The 5,229-nt window shown below is 61.6% G+C and carries 3 protein-coding genes; all 3 read right to left on the bottom strand.

Annotated elements, in window-relative coordinates:
• Positions 1–98: 98 nt before the first annotated feature.
• Entirely contained in the window at positions 99–875 is a 777-nt protein-coding gene (locus tag GPK94_RS05915; protein ID WP_101690943.1) for an enoyl-CoA hydratase-related protein, read from the bottom strand.
• Positions 876–1,037: 162 nt separating this feature from the next.
• Entirely contained in the window at positions 1,038–4,583 is a 3,546-nt protein-coding gene (nifJ, locus tag GPK94_RS05910) for a pyruvate:ferredoxin (flavodoxin) oxidoreductase (RefSeq protein ID WP_215655031.1), read from the bottom strand.
• 244 nt (positions 4,584–4,827) lie between these two features.
• The coding region (locus tag GPK94_RS05905; RefSeq protein WP_215654755.1) for an electron transfer flavoprotein subunit alpha/FixB family protein at positions 4,828–5,229 on the bottom strand (402 nt) is incomplete at its 5' end.

Raw genomic sequence — 5,229 nt, 5'->3', positions numbered from 1 at the left:
TTCTCGATCTGCTCCCCGAACATGTACACCCGCGTCTTCAGCTTCCGCAGGCTCTCGATGTACTCCTGGGATGTCATCATATCGTTCTACTCCTCTTCTTACTTGTTCTCAAAGGTGGCGGAACGCTTCTCCAGGAACGCGGTCATGCCCTCCTTCTGGTCGGCGGTGGCAAAGCACATGGCAAACAGCTCGTTCTCCAGGGCGATGCCGTCGTCGATGTCCATCTGCATACCGCGGTCGATGCAGGCCTTGGAGTACTTCACGGCGATGGGGGCGTTCTTCATAAAGGAGCGAGCCATCTCCACGGCGCCGTTCATCAGCTCCTCGGGAGCGTAGACAGCGTTGGCCAGACCGATCTTCTCAGCCTCGTCGGCCTTGATCATCTTGCCGGAGAAGATCAGCTCCTTGGCCTTGGCGATGCCCACCCGGCGGGGGAGGCGCTGGGTGCCGGAGAAGCCGGGGGTGATGCCCAGGCCCACCTCGGGCTGACCGAACTTGGCCTTCTCACTGGCCAGGATGATGTCGCAGCAGAGCGCCAGCTCACAGCCGCCGCCCAGAGCGAAGCCGTTGACCGCAGCGATGGTGGGGATCTCCAGCTTCTCAATGCGGCGGAACAGAGCGCTGCCGCGCTGGCCCCACTTGCGGCCGCCGTTCAGGTCCAGGGGCATCTGCTCGCCGATGTCGGCGCCGGCCACGAAGGAGCGGCCCTCGCCGGTGAGGATCATGCAGCCCAGGGTGCTGTCCTGCTCCACCTGAGTGATGACCTGCTCCAGCTCGCCGATGACGGTGGAGTTGAGGGCGTTGAGGGCCTCGGGGCGATTGATGGTGATGATAGCGATATTGTCCTGCTTCTCAAAGCGAATGGTCTGATACATAACCGTTCCTCCTCAGATAATTCTGTTCCGGAGACCCAGGCAAAACAAAGAACGGGGTGCCGCCAACACAGGCGGCACCCCGTTGCTGTCATACGGACAGCGGCGATCTCACAGGGATGTCGCGGCCGTGTTTGACTGGGTCAAAACGTCGTTTATATTCCCTTACTGCTCGTCGGCCATCTTGCGATAGCGGGCATAGCGGGCCTTCAGCTCCGCGATCTCCTGCTGATAGAGCTCCTCCGCGCGCTCGGGGAAGTTGTTCTTCAGGGAGGCGAAGCGGTTCTCACCCATCAGGTAGTCCATGAGCTTATCGGTGTCGGGCTCGGGAGAATCCAGCTGGAAGGGATTCTTGCCCTCGGCGATGCGGCGGGGATCGTAGCGGTACAGGTGCCAGTAACCGGCCTCCACGGCCTTCTTCATCTCGGTCTGAGTGCAGCTCATGCCGGCCTTGATGTGCTGCTCCAGGCAGGGGCAGTAGGCGATGATGATGGAGGGACCGGGATAGGACTCGGCCTCACGGATGGCCTTCAGGGTCTGATTCTGGTCATAACCCATGGCGACCTGAGCCACGTAGACATAGCCGTAGTTCATGAGGATAGCGCCCAGGTCCTTCTTGGCCACCCGCTTACCGCCGGCGGCAAACTTGGCCACAGCGGAGATGGGGGTGGACTTGGAGGCCTGTCCGCCGGTGTTGGAGTACACCTCGGTATCCAGAACCAGCAGGTTCACGTCGCGGTTCTGCGCCATGACGTGGTCGATGCCGCCGAAGCCGATATCGTAGGCCCAGCCGTCGCCGCCGATGGCCCAGATGGACTTCTTGCTCAGGTACTCCTTGTTGTCCAGGATGTACTCGATGTCGGCGTTCTTCTCCACGGCCTCCAGGGCAGCGACCAGAGCGTCGGAGACGGCGCGGGTCTGATCCTTGTCTTCCCAGTTGGCCATGTAGTTGTCAATGGCCTCCACGGCGATGCCGGCAGCCTTCAGGCTCTCCATGCGGATGAGCAGCTCCTTGCGGATGGCATCCTGAGCGTGGAAGAAGCCGTAGGCGAACTCGGCGTTGTCCTCAAACAGGGAGTGCTCCCAGGCGGGACCATGGCCCTCGCAGTCGCGGCAGTAGGGCAGGATGGGGGCGCCGCCGCTGATCGCGGAGGAACAGCCAGCCGCGTTGCCGATGTACATACGGTCGCCCACCAGCTGGCTGACCAGCTTGATGTAGGTGGTCTCGGCACAGCCGGCGCAGGCAGCGGAGAACTGGAAGTAGGGCTTGGCGAACTGGATGGACTTGACGGTCTTGTCGCTGATGACGTCCTTCTTCAGGTAGGCGTCGTTCATGGCGACCTTGTCGAAGTTCTCCTGCTCGGGCTTCATCTCCTCGAAGGGAGTCATGACCAGAGCGTCGGCGCTCTTCTCGTTCTGGTTGGCGGGGCAGGCGGTCAGACACACGCCGCAGCCCAGACAGTCATAGGGAGAGACCTGAATGCGGAAGGAGTAAGCGGGGGCGTCCTTGCCCAGGCCCTTGGCGGGCACGGTGACGAAGGAAGCGGGCACGCCGGCCTTCTCCTCCTCGCTGAGGAGCACGGGACGGATGGCCGCATGGGGGCAGCACATGGAGCAGCGGTTACACTGGATGCAGGCGTCGGGGTTCCACTTGGGCACCGCAGTCGCCACGCCGCGCTTGGAGTAAGCGGAAGTACCGTTCTCCCAGGTGCCGTCCAGCACGCCGTGCTTCTGGAACACGGAGACGGGCAGCTTGTCGCCCTGCTGACGGTCGATGGGCATCACGATCTCCTTGACGAAGGGAGTGGCCTCGATCTCGGCAGCGGGAGCGTCCACGGCATCGGCCCAGGAAGCGGGGATCTCCACCTTCACGGCGGCGTTGATGCCCACGTCCACAGCCTGGTTGTTCAGGTCAACGATCTTCTGACCGGCCTTCTTGAAGTAGGAATTGTAGTTGTTCTTCTTCATGTCCTCCACGGCCATATCCAGGGGGATGACCTTGGTCAGGGCGAAGAAGGCGGCCTGCAGGATGCTGTTGGTGCGCTTGCCCAGGCCGATCTCGCCGGCCAGCTTGGCCGCGTCGATGATGTAGAACTGAGCGTGCTTGTTGGCCAGATCCCGCTTCATCTTGGCGGGCAGGCGCTCACCCAGCTTCTCCACGGACCAGGGGCAGTTGAGCAGGTAGGTGCCGCCGTCCTTCAGATCGGCGGTGGTGTCGTACTTGTTGACATAGGTGGGGGCATGGACCGCCACAAAGTCAGCGGAGGACACGTTGTAAGTAGCGCGGATGGGGTGATCGCCGAAGCGCAGGTGGGACTGAGTCAGACCACCGGACTTCATGGAGTCATAGGAGAAGTAAGCCTGCGCATACTTGTTGGCCACCAGGCCGATGGTGCTGATGGCGTTCTTGTTGGCGCCCACAGTACCGTCGCCGCCCAGGCCCCACAGCTTACAGGCCACCTCACCGGGATGGGCCAGCTCCACTTCCTTGTAGTCCAGGGAGGTGTGGGTCACGTCGTCGATGATGCCGATAGTGAAGTTGTTCTTGGGGTTCTCCTGCTTGAGGTTGTCATACACGGCGATGAACTGGCCGGGAGTGGTGTCCTTGGAGGACAGGCCGTAACGGCCGCCCACCACGCGGATGTCGCCGCGGCCGGCCTGGTTCAGAGCGGTGACCACGTCCAGGTACACGGGCTCGCCCACGGAACCGGTCTCCTTGTTGCGGTCCAGGACAGCGATCTTCTTGACCGTGGCGGGAATGGCCTCGGAGAAGTGCTTGACGGAGAAGGGACGGTACAGATGGATCTGGACCATACCCACCTTGCGGCCGTTGGCGTTGAGGTAATCCACGGTCTCCTTCACGGCCTCGGAGGCGGAGCACATCACCACGATGACCTCTTCCGCGTCGGGAGCGCCGTAGTAGTTGAAGAGCTTATAGTCGCGGCCAGTGATCTTGTTGATCTCGTCCATGTAGTGCTGAACGGTCTCGGGCACGACGGCGGCCTTGACATTGGCGCCCTCCTTGCACTGGAAGTAGACGTCGGGGTTGACGTTGTTGCCGCGGTTGGTGGGATGCTCGGGGTTGAGGGCGTTGCGGCGGAAGTCCTTCAGGGCCTCGTAGTCCACCAGGCCGCGCAGGTCCTCGTAGTCCAGGGCCTCGATGCGCTGCATCTCGTGGGAGGTACGGAAGCCGTCAAAGCAGTGCATGAAGGCGTACTTGGAGCCGATGGCGGACAGGTGGGCCACAGCGCCCAGGTCCATGGCCTCCTGGGGAGAGGAGGACATCAGCATGGCATAGCCGGTCATACGGCAGGTCATGAAGTCGGTGTGATCGCCAAAGATGGAGTGGTGGTTCGAGGTCACCACGCGGGAGGCGATGTGCATCACGCTGGGGAGGAACTGACCGCCCATGGCATACATGGCGGGGATCATCAGCATGAGGCCCTGGGAAGAGGTAAAGGTGGTGGTCAGGGCACCGGCCTGCAGGGAGCCGTGGCAGGTACCGGCAGCACCGGCCTCAGACTGCATCTGGATGACGTCCACGGTGGAGCCGAACAGGTTCTTCCGGCCTTTCGCGGACCACTCGTCCACCTTCTCCGCCATGGGAGAAGAGGGAGTGATGGGGTAAATCGCCGCAACCTCAGTAAAGGCATAGGCCACATGGGCCGCGGCGGTATTACCGTCCATAACGACGTAATTTTTTTTGCTCATAATGATCCTCCTTGTACTACAAAACAGTAGTTTCCAAAGGCCCTATGAAGGGGTCTGTGGGGGCATCAAACGAAAGGGGGAGCACCCGTTCCGTTCAACAGATTCTTTCTCTTTTCCTCGCCGGGGTCTATATATCCCACGTATGTGGATCACTTTCTCTACGGCACACAAGAGAAGATACCCCAGCCGGAGCGTTCCGGCGGGGTCTCTTCTCTATGTGATGCTGCTGTGAAAGGAAAACGAATTACTTGGAGGCCTTCAGGGCCTTGATGGACTCGATGAGCATGGGGGTGACCTTGAAGAGGTCGCCGGTGATGCCGTAGGAGGCCACCTCGAAGATGGGGGCGGTCTCGTTCTTGTTCACCGCGATGATGCACTCGGAGTCCTGCATGCCGGCCTTGTGCTGGATGGCGCCGGAGATGCCCAGAGCCACATAGATCTTGGGATGCACGGTCTTGCCGGTCTGGCCCACCTGGTGGTCGGCAGAGATCCAGCCCGCATCCACCACGGCACGGGAGGCGCCAACCACGCCGCCCAGAACCTCAGCCAGCTCCTCGGCCAGGGCGATGCCCTTCTCCACGTCCTTGCTGATGCCGCGGCCCACGGACACCACCACGTCGGCGCCGATCAGGTCCACCAGCTTCTT

It is taken from the genome of Pseudoflavonifractor sp. MCC625 (assembly GCF_018784545.1).
In the GTDB taxonomy this organism is placed as follows: domain Bacteria; phylum Bacillota; class Clostridia; order Oscillospirales; family Oscillospiraceae; genus Pseudoflavonifractor_A; species Pseudoflavonifractor_A gallinarum.
This window is presented reverse-complemented; position numbering and strand designations above follow the sequence as displayed.